The organism is Streptomyces sp. NPDC096040 (assembly GCF_040303265.1).
Taxonomy (GTDB): Bacteria; Actinomycetota; Actinomycetes; order Streptomycetales; family Streptomycetaceae; genus Streptomyces.
On the sequence record NZ_JBEOTA010000006.1, the window covers coordinates 178,612 to 196,390 of the forward strand.

The following is a 17,779-nucleotide window of genomic DNA, read 5'->3' on the forward strand; positions in this document are numbered from 1 at the left end:
AAGGGAGGTCGCTGTGTACCGAGGCTGATTTACAGGCTGGCCGTTAGAACGACGGGGTCACCAAACCAGTGCCGGTGATCTTGCCGACCGAACCAGCAAAGCGAGCAGCGAGACCACCGTAGGCGTAGGCACGGAAGAGAACTCCCATAGAGCCCGCGTAGGGCGCCGTGAAGGTCTCGAATCGAGGCACCGACTCCCAACGCATAACGTCAGCCATTCGGGCCACGATGATGATGTCCTGGTTAGTACCGGCACCCAGGTTGGTCGGAATCAGTGGGTCAACGAATACCGGCAGACCCTGAAGAGTTCCCACATGCCCCTGAGCAGCAACGGCAGCCGCAACACCCATCGCGTTATTCGGACCATTAAGGGCCGACGGCGCAATAAGCGGGCGGTTGGTGGTGTCGATAGCCGCTTCAATCCACGCCCAGCGACGCGGGTGCATGATGATGCAGTCCGGCGACGCATACCGCGCAGAATGAATCTGGGAAATCGTGTTGGCGATGGTTCCCCAGAGCTGACCGGAACCAGTTACCGCCGGGCTGGCCTGAGTCCAGGCAACCGACGTGGCCCCGGAAAGCGTGAGCAGTCCGGTGAGCTGACCATTCGACCCGGTGCCGTTCAGCACCTGGTTATCCAGCGCGCGTCCGTATTCGGCAGCGAGGTCGGCCATAATCACCTGGTCGACGCTTCCCGCGCTCTGCTCCAACATCTGAACAGAAACGAGCTGCGTACCGCCCAGAGTGATAACGGGGCTCGTGACGCTGGTGGTCGCGATATCGGTCTGGCTCAGCGCGGTGAGTTCGCCGTTCTGGGCAGCGACGCTAGAACCAGTGGTGATCTTAGGGACGGACAACAGGTCCGTTCCCGACGGCAGATCCTGACTGAAACAGAGGTCCGCCGAGGTCCTTCCCGGACGTGCCAGCGAAATCCACGAATCCACCAAATAGGCCGGGGGCACGAAAGATCCGCCGGAACTGGACCCGGTCGTCACTCCGCGCTGTTCGGCAGCATTGCGGCGCAGTCGCTCGGCAGCGTCAAAGTCGCCATTACGCGCGCCATGCAGATCACGGAAGTACGAGAATTCGCCGTCTCGACGGTAAGTCCCGGACTCCCTTACGCTTGTGATCTTCGGAGCGTACTTTCGAGCCATGGGCGCGGTAGCCTCGTCGGCGGCAATCTGTCCTTCAAGCTCCGCGATTCTCTCGTCGTAAGCCTTGACGTCGGAAACGTGACGGTCGAGCCGTTCCTTGTCGCCGGTCGAGAGACTCCGGTTGAACTTCTCCGTGATGGAGAGAATGCGCTCGACCTCGGCCTGAGCATTTTCACGCTTAACGCGCAGGTCAATGACCATGCTGCGCTTATCCATTGGGGCTCCTTGTGAGCATTGAAACGGGAATTGCGAACTCACTTCGGCGAAGCCCGGCGGAGCCCCCATCCAGGGACCGAGCAGCGCGCGGCAGGTATCCGAGTCCACGGACCGGCCGCTTTTCACAGCGAGATGGACAGCAGACAGGCCCAATCGCCGATGGAATCCACCACCGCAAAAGGGCCTGCTAGCTGGGCGCGCTTACGCGCTTATTCAGTTGTGCCGGGCGCCGGTAGATCAGCGCTTGCGGCTTCCGATTCCGCTGTGCGGTCACGGATGAGTTCTGTTTCGATCTCGGCGAGTCGAGCCGCCTCAATCGCGTTCGCTGCGAGCAGTTCACGGGCCAGCACGCGCAAAATTGGCTGTTCCGAGGTGGCGAACACCTGCGCCGCAATCGCGCGGTCTCGCACGGACATGGCGCCGATGACGCGTTCTAGGTTTTCCAAGCGGTGCGTCATTGGGCAGCCTCGCGGCGGGGGGTATTAATACCCCCGGAGAGGTCGCGCTCGATCCGGTCGCGCGCTGCACAATGAGCCTGCGGCGTAGCCGAGAGCTGATCGGCCAACGTGCGGGCATCGGCCAAGGAAAAGCCGCGACGGAAAAGAGCGTCAATGAGCCCGGCTTTGCTATGGGCGGCGCAGGTTTGCATGGTTTCCATGGGGAGCGCCCTCACGCCGGTCGACGCGTTCTATAGCTGATGATCTCCCCGCCAAGTCGCCGTTCCATCGCCAGCCGTCGCAGCTCAGTTCCGGAATCAACAGCGGCCAGCGCAAGGTCTAGGAGCGGGTGAGGCGAACCGTTCGACTGGATTGGTCCACCGTCGGTGTCGATTCGGTCGAACATGGCGAGCGCATACCGCGTAAGCCTTCCGCGTAGCGTGCTGCTGTATTCGACAGTCTCAGCATCGGGGGCACCGGGATTTGAATTTCTGGCCAAATCGGCCGGCCTCGGGTCTTCGTTTTCACTCATTGGCTTTGTTTTTCTGGTGAGTTGGGAGCCTTATCGGCGGCGGTTGCGGTGTCGCTGGCTCGCTGGCTTTGTGCCCAGCAATCTGAAAACTGACGGCCCGTCACCATGGGCAGCAGTCAGCGCACACGAGATGCAGCGAGATGCCAAGCCATCCGGTCGGCCAGGGTGCCTGTAGAACGCAGGAGCGTCCCGCCCTCTGCCGCAGGATTCGCAGAATTTGAATGTGGTCAAGGGGCTTCCCTCGGAAAAAGAGAACCCCCTAGACGCAGGGACTCGCCACGGCGGCAACCGCGAGTCGACCTGTATCTAGGGGGTCAGATAATGGGGCGCGGGTTGCCGTATCACGCGAATGAGGGGGGCGCATGACGCGCTTGCCTCCCTGTTGGTACTGGAACGCAAGGGCTTCCTGCTGGCCGCAGAAAAGTCAGCACTTTACATGCACATGACCAAAGCGTTGCCTGATATTGGGAATTGCAGCCGTCGCCAGATTCCGGAAGCCGTACGTGGCCCCGTGAGCGACTGCGAGAGGTTGGCCGGAGGGGATTTACCGGCGGAGCCCTCAGCGGCCCGCAGAACGGCGCTCAGCGCGATAGAGAGCGGTCCGGCAGCGAGGGGCACAGAACCGGCGAGGACGGCCCGCACCACTCCACCCGGCATGCTCCCCGCAGTGCGCACAGGTGGAGTCCCAGCGTTCGTCTTCAGCCTCCCTGCTGCGCTGGGCAAGTTCGTCCTGAAGCGACTTGCACGAAGTCACCGCCTGGTCGTTGTAATCGCAGACGTTCTGACGCCCTCTCAGCGGACGGAACTCACGGCCGCACAGCTCGCAGGGAATCAGCGTGGCGCGGGCATAGCGGTAGTCAGCTTGCCGACAGCGGGCCGAGCAATATTTGCGATGGGATCGCGCGCTGTCGGGAAGCCAGCGATGGCAGTAGGCGCAGTCATCACGGCGCTCGGTCATGGTCGGCTCTCTCTCGGCTCGACAGCGCGGGAGGGGCGCTGCGTGGCGTTTGGTGCTGGGAGTGGTGAAAGCGAGGTCAGTTCGGTATTAGCTATAGGTTTTTATACGCGACATGAGAAAAGGAATACGTCTCTAAGGAATAGAGAACAGGGCTAGTGGGAGGAACCCTCAGCGCTGCCTTGCTGCCCTGTGTGCTGCCTTCCGGTGCGCGTCCGAGCAGTAGAGCCGTGGCCGCCCTGTTTCCGCCTGTGTAAGCGCTGCCCCGCAGGACAGACAGGCTCCGCCCGGCGTTCCCGTCTCGTTGGTGCGAAGTGCAAGATGGATCTTTCGCTGTACTGCGTCCGCTGTGGACGTATGTCCCTGGGCGACAAGCCATAGGGTTTCCTCAGCCAGGCGGAGCAGGCGTATAGCTTCGTTCTTGGTCACGGAAGTAGTTCCTTTCGTCGTTTGGGTGAGTCCGTAAAGGGTGGTTGCGTCGCACGGCAGTGGCCGTTAACTGTGGGTTGCGTGACAGGGCATGTCCGCAAAGGGACGTAACCAGGGAAAAGAAAAGGGCCCGATAGGGGGCCCGTTCCTTAGACCAGCGAGAGACCGGCCTTGCGTTGCGCTTGCCGCTCAGCGTGAATGCTCAGCAGTCCAAGGCGCTTTGCCTGAAGTCGCGCATCGTTGCCGAGGTTGTCCCGGAGTGCGCGCGCCAGAGCGCCCCGGTGCGAGTCCTCGGATACCCACGAGAAAATGACGGCCATGAGCTGATCTGCTGCCATGCGCTCTCTCCCTGTCTGCTCGGTCGCGCATCCCTTGCTGATGGCGCTGGACCGCAAAGGCTTCCCGCGCGCTGTGTGGCCGTCTGAGGGCATGAAAGAGCCCCGCCGAAGTCCACCAAGGACCGGCCCAGCGGGGCTCAGAGGGGCGCACAGGGCACGAGAAAACCCCCGGCGGGATCACTCCCAACCGGGGGCCTGTTTCCTCGCTACTGCTGGAGCTTTGCCCACGCGTCGAATGCGGCGTCTATTCGGGTCGTGTCGGCGCTGTCTCGCCAGTCGACTACCAGCCGCTCAAGGATCGGTGTCCTGTCGCCCTTGTATTTAGCCGGTGTGATCGTGACTGACTTGATGGCGGCTTTCAGCAGTGCGCGCCGTCCCTCGATTCCCTCACCCTCCCAAATGGTGATGAGCGCTTCGGGGTCCATGAGCGGGGATAGGTCAGCTTCTCTGCTGAGTTCCGCAAGCTCGGCTTTCAGTCCGGCAATCTGCCCGGCGAGTTGTTCGCGGATTCGGTCGTATTTCTCCTCGTCCATCCGACCAAGGACGAAGAACTCTTTTTCCAACTTCAGTTCTCGCCCGACGGCGCTTTCCAGTGCTGCCGCGACATTGCGCTTGCGATCTTCCGTGGCCGGGTCCTGGTACTGGAGCCAGCGCCGGGCAATCTCGTGGATTGTGTCGGAGTCGGGGGCGAGATTGAGGATGCGGCTAATCCACAGGGTCACAATCCCCTCGTCCGCTCTGTCCCGCTGAGTGGCGGCCCCCTGACACACGGATGGACCCTGCAATGCCCGTGCCCGGCAGTTGTAGTTCCTTCCGCCGTTGCCCATGGGCCCGTTGCAGTTTGGGCACTTAAACAGGTCCGTGAGAATCGTTACCGGCTGGCGAATCCCTCGCCGCTTGTCTCCGATAGCGGAACCGGAGGCAGCGCGAGAGCGGCCCGTGATCAGTGCCCGGATTTTCAGGAGGTCGTCATAGGTGACAACTCCCTTACCGCATTCGATGGGGTGGCCCTTGGCGTCCGTGAGGGGGTCCGAGCCCCGGTGGTATTTTCCCGTCGGGTTTCCGTGTTCGTCCAGCACCCTTTCTCGCTGTGGCATGAGCCCCGCCCAAGCTACGGACATGCTCATGTGAATGATTGTCTGCGCCCGCCAGTTCTTCCCGTGTCGAGTGCGGATCTGTTCGCGGTTCAGTTCTTCCGCAATGCTGGCCGGTGTCTGCCCCGCCAGCAGCAAGTCAGCGATACGGCGAGAGTGCCGGTATTCATTTTCCTTGTGACGTAGCTTTCCCGTTCCCTTGGGGCATTCGAGCCCGTACGGCGTCACTCCACCCGGCCAGCGCCCCTCAGCTTTGTGAGCGTCTATGCCGAGCTTGGTGAACTGCGCGATATCCGCCGCCTGTTCGCGTGCCTGCTCGCTGAGGAAAGCAAGGATCATGCGGGACTTGCGAGAGTCGAGACTTTCAGCACAGACGTAGATGCGTGCGTGCCGTTCCTCGAATGTGTCCAGCAGTAGACCGACCTGCCCCATGCCCCGGCGGGATAGCCGGGAGGTCTTGAATACGTACAGGGTCTTGGACAGTCCGACCTTGGTGATCGTCTCTGTGGCTTTCTCGAATTCCTCGCGCCGGACGTATGCCTTGCTGGCACTCTTCTGCTCAAACCACACGTGCCGGATTTGAGTCTTGTCCTTTGCGGCCTGAGAACACATGCGGCGCACCTGTTCCCGCAGCGAGGAAAGCGTGTCTTTCTTCTTGCTGCGCCGGACGTACATTTCCGCCAGCGTGGCCGGGTTGCCGGTCGCTACTTCCCAGAGGCCAAGCTCTTTCAGCTCGCTGTCTTCAAAGCCCAGGGCACGCAGCGCCGGGAGGTCTTCCCGCTCCATCGTTCGTTCCGTTCGCCGAAGCCGTTCCGCTTCGTCTGCTGGACCTCAAAGGCTTCCCACCGGGCCGTTTCCGCAGGTCAAAGCGGTGTTGGTCCGTCGGCTCACGGGTGGGCCTGGATGAACTTCACCTGGTTCTCCTCGGCGTACGACAACGACGACGCGCTCTATCGGGTCGTCACCCTGATCCAGATCGCCGGCGTCCTGGTCCTGGCGGCCGGTATCTCGCGGGCCTTCGCGGACCACGACTACATGGTGGTCGTGCTGGGCTATGTGATCATGCGGCTGGCGATGGTCGCGCAGTGGCTGAGAGCCGGGCGATCGGCCGAGGGCGCCGAGAGAACCGCGGACCTCCGGTACGCGGGCGGCGTGCTGCTGTGCCAGGTCGGCTGGCTCGGTCTGGTGCTGCTGCCGGAGCACGCCCGTCCCTGGGTGTTCCTGGTGATGGCGGTCGTCGAGATGTGTGTGCCGCTGTACGCGGAGAGAGCCTGGGCCACCTCCTGGCATCCGCACCACATCGCCGAACGCTACGGGCTGTTCACGATCATCGTGCTCGGGGAGACGATCGCGGCGGCGACCGTCGCCGTGAAGTCGGCGGTGGCCGAGCATGACGCGCTGGGCGAGCTGCTGCCGATCGCAGCGGGCGGTCTGCTGATCGTCTTCTCCGCGTGGTGGATCTACTTCGTGGTGCCGATCCACGGCCATCTGCGCTCCAACAGGCAGTCGTTCCTGTGGGGGTACGGCCACTATCTGATCTTCGCGTCGGCGGCCTCGATCGGCGGGGGCCTGGAGGTGGCCGTCGAGCAGGCGGTCGGTAAGGCGCACCTCTCGACGCTGGCCGCCTCGGCGGCTGTGACCCTGCCGACGGCGCTGTACCTGCTGACCGTGTGGGCGCTGCACTCGCGGTACTTCAAGGTCGGCATCGCCCAGCAGTCGGTGCTGCCGATGACGGCGCTGCTGGTGATCTGCTGCACCTTCCTGGGCGACTGGGCGGTGCCGGCGGCGGGCCTGGTGTCGGCGCTGGCGGTGGCGACCGGGACGGCGCTGACGGCGCGCACGGCCGGCCGCGAGCGCCCGGCGGACGCCCCTGCGGCCGCCTCCTGACGCTCCGGGACCACATCGGGCTGAGCCAGACTGGCCGTCATGACAGTTGACGCATTGACGGACGTGGCGGGGTTGCGGGTGGGACATGCGACCCGCAGCGGCGACGGCTGGCTCACCGGCACCACGGTGGTCCTCGCGCCCGAGGGCGGCGCGGTCGCCGCGGTGGACGTACGCGGCGGCGGTCCGGGTACCAAGGAGACGGACGCGCTCGACCCGCGCAACCTGGTGCAGCGGGTGGAGGCGATCGTACTCACGGGCGGCAGCGCCTACGGGCTGGACGCGGCGTCCGGGGTGATGGCCTGGCTGGAGGAGCGGGGGCGCGGGGTGCGGGTGGGGGCTGATCCGGCGCATGTCGTGCCGGTGGTGCCCGCCGCCTGCGTCTTCGACCTGGGGCGGGGCGGGGACTTCCGGGCCCGGCCGGACGCGGCCACGGGGCGCGCGGCGGTCGAGGAGGCCGCGGCGAGCGCGCCCGGGGCCCCTGTGCGGGAGGGGTGCGTGGGGGCCGGTACGGGCGCCGCGGCCGGGGCGCTGAAGGGCGGGGTGGGCAGCGCGAGCGTGGTGCTGGACTCGGGGATCACGGTGGCCGCGCTGGTGGTGGCCAACGCCGCCGGCGCGGTGATGGATCCCGAAACGGGCGTGCTGTACGGGGAGTTGTTCCGGGGGCGTGTGGAGTACCCCGAGGAGCGGGTGCACGAGGCCGCGCGCCGGCGGCTCGCCGGGACCGCCGCCGAGAACGGGCTCCCGCCGCTCAACACCACCCTCGCGGTGGTCGCGACCGATGCCGAACTCTCCAAGGCACAGGCGCAGAAGCTGGCCGGGACGGCGCACGACGGCATCGCCCGCGCCGTGCGGCCGGTACACCTGCTGCACGACGGGGACACGGTGTTCGCGCTGGCCACGGGCGCGCGCCCGCTCGACGCGAGCCCGCTCGCGCTCAACGAGCTCCTCGCGGCCGGCGCGGATCTGGTGACGCGCGCCATCGTGCGCGCCGTACGGGCCGCCGAGTCCGTGGCCGGGCCGGGCGGAGTGTGGCCGTCGTACGGGGAGTTGTACGGGGAGCGATGACAGCGGCGAGGGGCGCGCCCTGGTTGTCGCGCGCCCCCGCTGATTGTCCCGGTTCTGTCACGTGGTGGCGTTCACGGCCGTTGGGGGGAACCCGAACCCGCGTCGGCGCCCTCTTTCTCCACGCACTGGAGCGGATCACCCACATCACAAGAACCTGGAGCAGCCCGTGACAACGCCGGACATTGCAGCGCGGCGCGTACTGGGGGCCTGTGCCGCCCTGATGGTCGGCGCCCTCGCCCTGACCGCCTGCGGCGGCAACGCCAGCGCCAACAGCGACGACAGCAAGGGCGGGCAGGACAGTGCCGCCAGGACGTCGACCGCGAAGATCGTGATCTCGGCGAAGGACGGTTCGACCGGCGCGTCCATCAACACGACCGGCGTGCAGGTCAGCGACGGCAGGCTGACCGGCGTGAAAATGACCGTGGCGGGGTCGGGGCAGGCCGTGGACGGCACCCTCTCGGCGGACGGCAGCACCTGGAAGCCGAAGGAACGGCTGGAACGCGGCACGAAGTACGAGATATCGGCGACCGCCAAGGACTCCAAGGGGCTCACGGCGGCGGCCAACTCCATCTTCACCACCGTCAATTCGTCGAACAGCTACATCGGGACGTACACGCCGGACAACGGGACGACGGTCGGTGTGGGGATGCCGGTGTCGTTCAACTTCGACAAGGTCATCAGCGACAAGAAGGCCGTGCAGTCGCACATCACGGTCACGTCCAGCAGCGGCCAGCAGGTGGTGGGGCACTGGTTCGGTTCGCAGCGGCTGGACTTCCGGCCGCAGGAGTACTGGAAGGCCGGCTCCAAGGTCACGATGAAGATCGACCTGGACGGGGTCGAGGGCGCGAACGGCGTCTACGGGGTGCAGAAGAAGACGGTGACCTTCACCGTGGGGCGTTCGCAGGTCTCCACGGTCGACGCGAACACGCAGACCATGACGGTGGTCCGGGACGGCAAGACCCTCAGGTCGGTGCCGGTGTCCACGGGCAGCCCGGAGCACACGACGTACAACGGGCAGATGGTGATCTCCGAGAAGTTCACCCAGACGAGGATGAACAGCCAGACGGTCGGGCTGGGCGGGGAGTACGACATCCCGGACGTGCCGCACGCGATGCGGCTGACGCAGTCGGGGACGTTCATCCACGGCAACTACTGGTACAACAAGGGCAACCCGCCGTTCGGGCGCGAGGGCACCAGCCACGGCTGTGTGGGGCTCGCGGACGTGCAGGGCGCGCAGGGGGACACGACGGCCAAGTGGTTCTACGACAACTCCCTCGTCGGGGACGTCGTGATCGTGAAGAACTCCCCCGACAGGACCGTGCAGCCGGACAACGGGCTCAACGGATGGAACCTGTCGTGGAGCGAGTGGACCGCCGGAAGCGCGGTCTGACCGGCGGGTTTTGACAGATCGTCGGGCCGCGCGGGAACTTTTCGCGCGGCCCGCGTGTTTTCCCGGCGTACGTTTTCTCGGTTCCCGGACATGATGTCCGACCGAGGAGCTACGGTATGCACCCACAAGGTGACATGCAGCAACGCCGGGAGAAGCCTTGAGCGTTCCGTACGAGACGGCAGCGTACGAACCAGCCGAGTCGCCCGAGTCTCCGGAGGAGCATCTCGCGCGTCTCCTCGGCCGTGCCCTGAACTCCTTCGAACTGCCCGACGAGGCCCTGAGGCAGCTGGACTGCGCGCTGGCGCACGACAGTTCGCTGCACTCCGCGCACCACAGTTCGGGGCTGCACCGGGAGACGTACCGGCACACCTGGCTGCTCGCCGACGGGTCGGCGGTCACTCTGTGGGAGCTGGTGCACAACACCGCGCCGGGCAGCGACCCGCAGGCCGAGGTGTACGTCGACGAGGAGGAGCTGCGGGCCGCGACGGCGCGGTTGCCGTTGCCGCCGGACGCCCCGGACTTCGAGCTGCCGGTACTGATGACGCTGGCGGCGGTCCCCGAGCCCCGGCATGTGTATGTTCCGGACGACTCGGCGGACCACGCGCGGCGGCTTCTGCGCCGTGCGGAGAACGCCGACCGGCCGGACGAGGAGACGGCTCGGGTGCTGGCGACGGCGTTCGCGCACCAGATCACCCAGGCGTTCGGACGGCCGGGGCGGGCGGGCCGGACCGGCCTGAGCTTCTCGCTCTACGAGCACGCGTTCCTGCTGAGCGACGGCCGGGAGCTGTCGCTGTGGGAGGTCGAGCACACGGCGACGTCGGACGGCCGGCACATGTGCGAGGTGTACCCGTCGGAGACCGCGGCCCGGGAGGCCATGGAGCGGCGGGCGGCGCGGCGGTCCTGAGCCGAGCGCGCCCCGCCTCGGCGGCGAGCGCACCGAGCCTCAGCGGCCGCCGAGTCGGCGGACCAGGCCGGCGAAGGCGTCCTGTTCGGCCGGGGTGAGTTCCACGGACTCCCGTGGCGGGCCGGCCTGGAGCTGGTGCGGGTGGAGGGGGAGGACGCGGGCCGTGTGCCAGGCGGCGGCCTCGCGGCGGGTGTGGCGCAGCACGCGCGTCAGGACGACCACCCAGGCGACGGTGGCCAGGGCGAGGGCCGTCACTCCGATCAGCTGGAGGGGCGCGACGTGCTCAGGCATGCGCCCCAGTACACACCACGGTCCGGGACCTTGGTCCCGGACCGTGACGTATCTCGCAGGTGCCGTGAACAACTCACAGCGAATCAAAGGGACAAGAGGGTGCGGGTGATCAGGCCGCGACGGGCTGCTTGGTCTCCTTCGTGGTGGCCGGGCCTGCGGCGGAGCCGCCCGCCGGGGTCTGCGGGGCCGGCTTGCGCAGGCCCTTCAGGATGACGACAAGGGCCGTGGTGACACAGACACCGGCGGCGATGGCGATCAGGTAGAGGAACGGGTTGCCGATCAGCGGGACCACGAAGATGCCGCCGTGCGGGGCGCGCAGGGTGGCGCCGAAGGTCATCGACAGGGCACCGGTGACCGCGCCGCCGACCATCGAGGACGGGATGACGCGCAGCGGGTCCGCGGCCGCGAACGGGATCGCGCCCTCGGAGATGAAGGAGGCGCCCAGGACCCAGGCGGCCTTGCCGTTCTCGCGTTCGGTCTCGGTGAAGAGCTTGCCGCGCACGGTGGTGGCGAGGGCCATCGCCAGCGGCGGGACCATGCCGGCCGCCATGACCGCCGCCATGATCTTCATCGCGGAGTCACTGGGGTTGGAGACCGCGATACCGGCGGTGGCGAAGGTGTAGGCGACCTTGTTGACCGGGCCGCCGAGGTCGAAGCACATCATCAGGCCGAGCAGGGCGCCGAGCAGGACGGCGTTGGTGCCGGTGAGCCCGTTCAGCCAGTCCGTCATCCCCTTCTGGGCCGACGCGATGGGTTTGCCGATGACGACGAACATCAGGAATCCGACGATCGCCGAGGAGATCAGCGGGATCACCACCACCGGCATGATGCCGCGCAGTGCCGCCGGGATGTTGACCTTCTGGATGCCCATCACCACCGCACCGGCGATCAGACCGGCCGCCAGGCCGCCGAGGAAGCCGGCGTTGATGGTGAGGGAGATCGAGCCGCCGACGAAGCCGGGGACCAGGCCCGGCCGGTCCGCCATGCCGTAGGCGATGTAGCCCGCGAGGACCGGGACGAGGAAGGCGAAGGCCACGCCGCCGATCTGGAAGAACAGCGCGCCCCAGCTGTCGGCCTGCGTCCACAGGAAGTGGTCCATGACCGACGGCGCCTTGTTGATCTTGTATCCGCCGATCGCGAAGCCGATGGCGATCAGCAGACCGCCGGCCGCGACGAAGGGGACCATGTAGCTCACGCCGGACATCAGCCACTTGCGCAGCTTGGTGCCGTAGCCCTCGCCGGCATCACCGGCGCGTTCGACCGGGGTGGCCGGCGCGGAGCCGGAGGTCACCTCGCCGCGGGCCGCCTTCTCGCGTACCTCGCCGATCAGCTGGGCGGGGCGGTTGATGCCCGCCTTCACGCCGACGTCGACGGTCGGCTTGCCGGCGAAGCGGTCCTTGTCGCGCACGGGGACGTCGTGCGCGAAGATCACGCCGTCCGCCGCCGCGATCGCCTCGGGGTCGAGCCGGGTGAAACCGGCCGAGCCCTGTGTCTCGACGACGAGTTCGACGCCCGCCTCGCGGCCCGCGTTCTCCAGCGCCTCGGCCGCCATGTAGGTGTGGGCGATGCCGGTGGGGCAGGAGGTGACGGCGACGATACGGAAGGGGCGCTCGGCAGTGGTATCGGCGCCGGAGCCCTGGGCGGGCGCCTGCGCCGATTCTGCCGCTGCGGCGCCGGCGGAGGCCGCCGCCGGCGTCGCAGCGGTGCTCTGGGGGGCGCTCACGGCGCCCTCAGCGGCGCTCGCAGCGCCCTCCGCGCCCGCGGCGACGCCCGTGTCACCGGCGCCCGCGGCCGCCGCACCCTTCGCGGAGGTCTCGTCGCCGCGGATCAGCGCCGCGGCCGTCTCCGCGTCGACCGCCGACCGCAGCGCGTCCGTGAACTCGCTGTTCATCAGCTGGCGGGCCAGTGAGGAGAGGATCGTGAGGTGGGCGTCGTCGGCGCCGGCGGGGGCCGCGATCAAAAAGATCAGGTCGGCGGGGCCGTCCGCCGCGCCGAAGTCGATGCCGGCGGCGCTGCGCCCGAAGGCGAGCGTCGGCTCGGTGACGTGGGCGCTGCGGCAGTGCGGGATGCCGATGCCGCCGTCGAGACCGGTGGGCATCTGGGCCTCGCGGGCGGCCACGTCGGCGAGGAAGCCCTCGAGGTCGGTCACCCGGCCCAGGGCCACCATGCGCTCGGCGAGGGCGCGCGCCGCCGCTTCTTTGGTGTCGGCGGACAGGTCGAGATCGACCAGGTCCGCGGTGATCATGTCGCTCATCGCGGGCTCCTATGCACGCGTATCGCCCGGGGTGTGGGGTGGGCGGTGGGGACGGGGATGCCGTGGGGGGCGGGGTGGGAGACGGGGCCGGGGAAGCCCCGCCTCCCGGGGACGGCGGGGCGGCTCAGGGTGCCCCGTCGGCCCGTCGGCGCGGTGAGTAAGGAGGAACCTCGCCGCTCCTGGGCCGGTTGTCGGCGGACGGCGCCGGGGAGAAGCGCGGCCGCGTGCGGGGTCGTACGAGCATTCATGACACCGGCTCCGTCAGTTGGCGGTCGACGGGGACGCGGTCGGTGACGGTCACCGCCGTGGGGTCCAGGTCGGCGGGGGTGGGCATCACGCTGCCGGGCAGCTGGACCGCGGCGGCACCGTGGGCCACGGCGGAGGCGAGGGCCTCGGGGCCGCTGCCCCCGGCGATGAGGAAACCGGCGAGGGAGGAGTCGCCGGCGCCGACGTTGCTGCGGACCGTGTCCACGCGGGCGCTCGCGAACCAGGCGCCCGTGTCCTCCACGAGCAGCTGGCCGTCGGCGCCCAGGCTCGCGAGGACGGCGCGGGCGCCCATGCCGCGCAACTCCTCGGCCGCCTTCAGCGCGTCGCCGACCGTCGCCAGGGGGCGCCCGACGGCTTCCGCGAGCTCCTCGGCGTTCGGCTTCACCACGTCGGGGCGCTCGCGCAGCGCTTCCAGCAGCGCGCGCCCCGAGGTGTCCAGGGCGATGCGCGCGCCCCCGGCGTGCGCCCGGGCGACCACATCGGCGTACCAGGACGGCGCGAGCCCCCGGGGCAGGCTCCCGCAGCACGCGATCCAGTCCGCGTCACGGGACTGCTCGCGCACCGTCTCCAGGAGCAGTTCCTGCTCCGCCCGCGAGAGTTCCGGACCCGGCGCGTTGATCTTGGTGAGCACCCCGTCGGACTCCGCGAGGGCGATGTTCGAACGGGTGGCTCCGGCGACCGGGACCGGCGCGACCTCGATGCCCTGCGCGTCGAGCAGGTCGGAGACGAGCGCGCCGGGCGCACCACCCAGGGGCAGTACGGCCACCGTGCGCCGGCCGGCGGCCGCGACGGCACGGGAGACGTTCACGCCCTTGCCGCCGGGGTCCATGCGCTCGGTGTCGGCGCGGATGACCTCGCCGCGCTTCAGGGCCTGGACCTCGTAGGTGCGGTCGAGGGAGGGGTTGGGGGTGACGGTGAGGATCATGGCCGTGCTGCTCGTGCCGTTCGTCGCGCTCGCGCTGTTCGTGGTGCTCATGCTCGTACTACTTCCGTGCCGCCGCGCTCGATGGCGGCGGCGTCCTCGGGGCTCAGCCCGCTGTCGGTGATCAGCAGGTCCACGTCGCTCAGGTCGCCGAAGCGGGCGAAGTGCTCCTGGCCGTGCTTGGCGGAGTCGGCGAGCAGGACCACCCGGCGGGCCGCGGCGACGGCCGCCCGCTTGACCGCGGCCTCGGCGAGGTCGGGGGTGGTGAGGCCGTGGCCGACGGAGAAGCCGTTGGCGGCGACGAAGAGGACGTCCGCGCGGATCTCGCCGTACGCGCGGAGCGCCCAGGCGTCCACGGCGGCGCGCGTGCGGTGCCGTACGCGCCCCCCGACCAGGTGGAGCTGGATGCCCGGGTGGTCGGCGAGGCGGGCCGCGATCGGCAGGCTGTGCGTGACGACGGTGAGGGACGCCTCCAGCGGGATGGCCGCGGCCAGGCGGGCGACCGTAGTGCCGGCGTCGAGGATCAGGGTGCCCTCGGTCGGCAGTTCCGAGACGGCGGCCTTGGCGATGCGGTCCTTCTCGTCGGCCGAGGTGGACTCGCGTTCGGCGAGGTCCGGCTCGAAGTCGAGCCGGCCGGCCGGGATGGCACCGCCGTGCACCCGGCGGACCAGGCCGGCGCGGTCCAGGGCCTTCAGGTCGCGGCGGATGGTTTCCGCCGTGACCTGGAACTCCTCGGCGAGCGACACGACGTCCACCCGGCCGCCGTCACGGGCGAGCCGGAGGATCTCCTGCTGCCGCTCCGGTGCGTACATGTCCGTTCACCTCCGCTTCATGCCCGAACTTGTGGTTTCGCTCGGAGGCTACGCCCGGATTTCCGGAAAGTAAACAGGTTCGGACGTGATTCGGGCATGCCCGGACTTCCGGTGAAGAGCATGGCCGGACTTCCGGTGAGAGAGTGCGCGGTCCCGGGCGCGCGGAAGGCCCGGCGCCTTTCGGTGCCGGGCCCGTGGTCGTGCCTGGTCAGGGCACGAGTGCCGGTTCCTTCTCCGGTGCGGGGTGAGCCGCCTCGGCCGCCTCCACATGCTGCGCCGGGCGCTTCGGCAAGGCGGACATCAGCAGGAACATCACGGCCATGACGGCGGCCACCCAGAGCAGCGCATGCTGGAAGGCGTTCGCGTAGGCCGGGCCGAGCCGGGCCGGGGTCAGGCGGTCGTCGATGACGCCGAAGAAGACGACCGAGACCAGGCCGAGGCCGAGCGCGTTGCCCATCTGCTGCACGGTGTTGATCAGACCGGAGGCCGACCCGGCATGCTCACGCGGCACCTCCGACAGCACCGCGTCGGTCAGCGGGGCGACGATCAGGCCCATGCCGACGCCCATCACGACCAGCGGCAGGGCCATCTGCCAGGAGGCGATGGCGAGGCCGTAGCGATGGGACTCCCAGATGTAGAGCAGCACGCCGAGGCCCATCACCAGGGCGCCCGCCTGGAGCACCCTGCGGCCGAAGCGCGGGACCAGTTTCTGCACGGACAGGCCGGCCGCGACGGAGACGGCGATCGAGAACGGCACCCCGGTCAGGCCCGCGTGCAGCGGGCTCCAGCCCAGTCCGACCTGCATGTACAGCGTCCAGACCAGGAAGAAGACGCCGAGCGCGACACCGAAGACGGTCTGCACGGCGATGCCCGCGGCAAAGCTCTTCACCTTGAACAGGGACGGTTCGATGAGCGGGGAACCGTCGCTGGCGGCCTTACAGCGTTCGTAGGCCACCAGCGCACCGAAGACACCGAGCGCCCCGGCCATCGACACATACCCCCACAGCGGCCAGCCCAGCTCGCGGCCGCGGGTCAGCGGGTAGAGCAGCATCAGCAGGCCGAGGGTCACCAGGGCCACACCGACCAGGTCCAGTTTCAGGGCGTGTGAAGCCTTGGATTCGCTGATGTAACGACGGCCGAGGAGAAGGGCCGCGATGCCGACCGGGAGGTTGATGAGGAAGATCGGGCGCCATTCGAGGCCGAGGATGTTCCACTCCGTGAGGAGGGCGCCGAGCAGTGGGCCGGAGACCGCGCCCAGGCCGACGATCGCGCCGAACAGGCCGAAGACCTTGCCGCGTTCGTGCGCCGGGAAGGTGGCGTGCACGATCGACAGGACCTGCGGGACCATCATCGCGGCCATGCCGCCCTGCAGGATGCGGGAGGCGACCAGCATCTCCGGGTTGGCGGCGAAGCCGCACAGGGCCGAGGCGAGGGTGAAGCCGCCGACGCCGATGAGGAAGATCCGTTTACGGCCGTGAATGTCGCCGAGGCGGCCGCCGGTGATCAGGCCGGCCGCGAAGGCGAGGGCGTAGCCGGCGGTGATCCACTGGATCTGGCTGAACGAGGCGTGGGCGCTCCGCTGGATGGACGGGATGGCGATGTTGACGATCGTGACGTCGACCAGGTCCATGAAGGCGGCGGTCATGACGATCGCGAGGGCGAGCCATCGGGTTCGGCCGGACGGGGGTGCGGGGAGCGTCGTGGGGGTGGAGGTGATGTGCCGAGTGGCTGTCGTCTGTGGCCGGGCGCGCCCCGCGGCGGAGCCGCTGATGGATACGGTCTCGCGCCCCTTGAGGGCGTCGATGCCGCCGTCGGTGAAAGTCATGCCGACAACCTAGGAGCCGATTAGGCCAGATACTGTCCTAGCCGTACGGCATCCTCGGACGCATGACGACGGACACTCCGGCTCGGCTTCTGCAACTCCTCTCCCTGCTCCAGACGCCCCGTGAGTGGCCCGGCGGTGAGCTGGCCGATCGGCTCGGGGTGTCACGGCGCACCGTGCGGCGGGACATCGACCGGCTGCGGGAGCTGGGCTATCCCGTGGAGGCCAGCAAGGGGGCCGACGGCGGGTACCGGCTGGTCGCCGGGAAGGCGATGCCACCGCTGCTCCTGGACGACGAGGAGGCCGTGGCCATCGCGGTCGGGCTGCGGGCCGGGGCGGGGCATGCCGTGGAGGGGGTCGACGAGGCCTCGGTACGGGCACTGGCGAAGCTGGAGCAGGTGCTGCCGGCCCGGCTACGGCACCGGGTGACCACGCTCCAGGCCGCGACCACGCCGCTGACCAGCGGGGACGGGGCGAGTATCGCGCCGGAGACGCTGACCGTGATGGCGTCGGCGGTGGCGGGGCAGGAGCGGTTGCGGTTCGCCTACCGGGCGGCCGACGGAAGCCAGACGCGACGGCAGGCCGAGCCGTACCGGCTGGTGTCCACGGGACGGCGCTGGTACCTCGTGGCGTACGACCTCGAACGCGACGACTGGCGGACGTTCCGGGTCGACCGGGTGAGCGAGCCGTTCGCGACCGGGGCGCGGTTCGCTCCGCGCGAGATGCCGACGGGCAGTGCGGCGGAGTATCTGCGGCGGTCCATCCAACGGCACCAGGAGACGTACGAGTTCGTGATCGCGTTCGCCGGGACGGTGGAGGAGGTGGGGGCCCGGGTGCCGCGGTGGGTGGGGACGCCGGAGGACGAACCGGGGATCCGATGGAGTGGCTGGCGGTGCGGTTGGTGATGACAGGACATGAGTTCGTGGTGCGGCAGCCCCGGGAACTCGTGGAGTGCGTCCAGGAGTTGGGGAATCGGTTGGTTCGGGCCGGAGCCGGTGAGTGACTGTCCCC

The 17,779-nt window shown here is 68.5% G+C and carries 13 protein-coding genes and 2 pseudogenes; 5 read left to right on the forward strand and 10 right to left on the reverse strand.

The features are described from left to right. Positions 1-43: 43 nt before the first annotated feature. The 5 genes from ABTY98_RS09810 to ABTY98_RS09830 form a co-directional block, all read right to left on the reverse strand. Positions 44-1,369: a phage major capsid protein gene (locus ABTY98_RS09810; RefSeq protein WP_352220355.1), complete on the reverse strand. Its 1,326-nt coding sequence runs from the start codon at positions 1,367-1,369 to the stop codon at positions 44-46. Positions 1,370-1,578: 209 nt separating this feature from the next. Next, positions 1,579-1,827 (reverse strand): hypothetical protein, encoded by a 249-nt coding sequence (locus tag ABTY98_RS09815; protein WP_352220356.1) that lies wholly within the window; start codon positions 1,825-1,827, stop codon positions 1,579-1,581. Beyond that, entirely contained in the window at positions 1,824-2,027 is a 204-nt protein-coding gene (locus ABTY98_RS09820) for a hypothetical protein (protein ID WP_352220357.1), read from the reverse strand. The genes ABTY98_RS09815 and ABTY98_RS09820 overlap by 4 nt, the downstream gene beginning before the upstream one ends. 1,844 nt (positions 2,028-3,871) lie before the next feature. Next, entirely contained in the window at positions 3,872-4,060 is a 189-nt protein-coding gene (locus tag ABTY98_RS09825) for a hypothetical protein (RefSeq protein ID WP_352220358.1), read from the reverse strand. Positions 4,061-4,266: 206 nt separating this feature from the next. Next, the gene (locus ABTY98_RS09830) at positions 4,267-5,940 is read right to left on the reverse strand and encodes a recombinase family protein (RefSeq protein WP_352220359.1); all 1,674 of its coding nucleotides are present in this window, start codon (positions 5,938-5,940) and stop codon (positions 4,267-4,269) included. Between the two features lie 108 nt (positions 5,941-6,048). On the opposite strand from ABTY98_RS09830, the pseudogene ABTY98_RS09835 reads away from it, so the two are divergent. The 4 genes and pseudogenes from ABTY98_RS09835 to ABTY98_RS09850 form a co-directional block, all read left to right on the forward strand. Next, positions 6,049-7,041 (forward strand): annotated as a pseudogene (locus tag ABTY98_RS09835) (low temperature requirement protein A); the annotation flags it as partial. A 39-nt stretch (positions 7,042-7,080) separates the two neighbouring features. Further along, positions 7,081-8,106 (forward strand): P1 family peptidase, encoded by a 1,026-nt coding sequence (locus ABTY98_RS09840; RefSeq protein WP_352220360.1) that lies wholly within the window; start codon positions 7,081-7,083, stop codon positions 8,104-8,106. Between the two features lie 166 nt (positions 8,107-8,272). Continuing rightward, positions 8,273-9,496, forward strand: coding sequence for a L,D-transpeptidase family protein (locus ABTY98_RS09845; protein ID WP_352220361.1), 1,224 nt, complete (start codon positions 8,273-8,275; stop codon positions 9,494-9,496). A gap of 157 nt (positions 9,497-9,653) precedes the next feature. Continuing rightward, positions 9,654-10,400, forward strand: a complete 747-nt coding sequence (locus tag ABTY98_RS09850) for a DUF6227 family protein (protein ID WP_352220362.1) — start codon at positions 9,654-9,656, stop codon at positions 10,398-10,400. A 39-nt stretch (positions 10,401-10,439) separates the two neighbouring features. Here ABTY98_RS09850 and ABTY98_RS09855 read toward each other — a convergent pair whose 3' ends face one another. From ABTY98_RS09855 to ABTY98_RS09875, 5 genes are all read right to left on the reverse strand, one after another. Continuing rightward, a complete protein-coding gene (locus ABTY98_RS09855) occupies positions 10,440-10,691 on the reverse strand; it encodes a hypothetical protein (protein WP_352220363.1) in 252 nt (83 codons plus the stop codon). A gap of 109 nt (positions 10,692-10,800) precedes the next feature. Then, positions 10,801-12,945: a PTS fructose transporter subunit IIABC gene (locus tag ABTY98_RS09860; RefSeq protein ID WP_352220364.1), complete on the reverse strand. Its 2,145-nt coding sequence runs from the start codon at positions 12,943-12,945 to the stop codon at positions 10,801-10,803. Between the two features lie 244 nt (positions 12,946-13,189). Continuing rightward, a complete protein-coding gene (gene pfkB / locus ABTY98_RS09865) occupies positions 13,190-14,137 on the reverse strand; it encodes a 1-phosphofructokinase (RefSeq protein ID WP_352220496.1) in 948 nt (315 codons plus the stop codon). Positions 14,138-14,184: 47 nt separating this feature from the next. Next, positions 14,185-14,946, reverse strand: a complete 762-nt coding sequence (locus ABTY98_RS09870; RefSeq protein WP_352220365.1) for a DeoR/GlpR family DNA-binding transcription regulator — start codon at positions 14,944-14,946, stop codon at positions 14,185-14,187. A 208-nt stretch (positions 14,947-15,154) separates the two neighbouring features. Beyond that, positions 15,155-16,591, reverse strand: a complete 1,437-nt coding sequence (locus ABTY98_RS09875) for an MFS transporter (protein ID WP_352220497.1) — start codon at positions 16,589-16,591, stop codon at positions 15,155-15,157. Positions 16,592-16,833: 242 nt separating this feature from the next. Between ABTY98_RS09875 and ABTY98_RS09880 the strand changes: the two are divergent. After that, positions 16,834-17,771 (forward strand): annotated as a pseudogene (locus ABTY98_RS09880) (helix-turn-helix transcriptional regulator). Positions 17,772-17,779 lie beyond the last annotated feature (8 nt).